The sequence below is a fragment of the Parabacteroides chongii genome (assembly GCF_029581355.1).
GTDB classification, from domain to species: Bacteria; Bacteroidota; Bacteroidia; order Bacteroidales; family Tannerellaceae; genus Parabacteroides; species Parabacteroides chongii.
Genome location: NZ_CP120852.1, coordinates 1 through 1,230, shown reverse-complemented (window position 1 = coordinate 1,230; position 1,230 = coordinate 1). Strand labels below are relative to the sequence as shown.

Below are 1,230 nucleotides of genomic sequence, written 5' to 3'. Positions count from 1 at the left end.
AAAAGCTAATAATATCATCTATGAATTGTTTTGTCAATTTGTGGAAAAACTATTAAAATTAAGTGAAATCACCACAGAAACTATTTACATTGATGGAACAAAAATTGAAGCTTATGCTAATAAATACAGCTTTGTTTGGAAGAAATCTACTTTAAAATATAAAAGAAAGACTTGAAGAAAATATCTTTACAACTAATTGATGAATTTAATAAATATTTTAATAAAGAATTAGACAATATTTTTGATATTCTTTCTTTTTAGAAGAACTTAAAATTCATAAAGTTTTGGTAGAGGTAAAGAAAAGTAAAGAACAACTATTTCTTGAAAAGCACAATCTATGCTGAAAGGCTAAATAAATATACTAACTATTTAGAAATTTTAGGAGAAAAAGAAATAGCTTTTCAAAAACTGATAAAGAAGCAACTTTTATGAGAATGAAAGAAGATTACATGCGCAATGGTCAATTAAAACCAGGATATAATCTTCAAATTGGAGTAATTAGTGAATATATAGTTTCTTATGATATTTTTTGTAATCCTTCTGATACAAAACTTTAATTCCATTTCTTGAAAAAAATAAAATTTCAAAATATTGAAGTTAAAAATGTTGTAGCAGATGCAGGCTATGAAAGTATTTCTAATTATGAATATTTAAAATTAATAATTATGTATCTTACATAAAACCAATATATTATGAAAAATCAAAAACTAGAAAATATAAGAAAAACTTAAATAGAGTTGAAAATTTAGAATATAATGAAGAAGAAAATAGATTATTTAGGAAAGATGGATTAGAACTAGAATTTTTTGTATTATGGAAAAGATAAAAAACAATATATTTTAAAACCAGAAACAGAAAAAAAAATCAAATATAATTATAAATTCAGAAATTATCAAATGAATCAAAAGATAATATAGAAAGTGAATTTGGAAAGCAACTAAGAAATGAATAGAAGTATTCAAGTAGAAGGAGCTTTGCAGTAATAAAAGAAGATATGAAACTGCGCAAATTAAAAAAGTAAAGGTAAAATAGTGTTAAAAAGAAAATAGCGCTATTTTGTATAGCATATAATTTTAATAGATATATTTCTAAATTAAACAAAAAATAAAATAGGAACAGTATTGCACTCACTAAAATCTGCTTAGAAAAAAAAAAAAAAAATAGACTTGTATTAAATTCGTCCAAAAATAGGAATAGAAATCAAAATTAAAAAAAGATTTCTATTTTTTT

The 1,230-nt window shown here is 21.9% G+C and carries 1 pseudogene; it reads left to right on the top strand.

The features are described 5' to 3' along the window. Positions 1 to 1,145 (top strand): annotated as a pseudogene (locus P3L47_RS23645) (transposase); the annotation flags it as partial. Between the last annotated feature and the right edge of the window lie 85 nt (positions 1,146 to 1,230).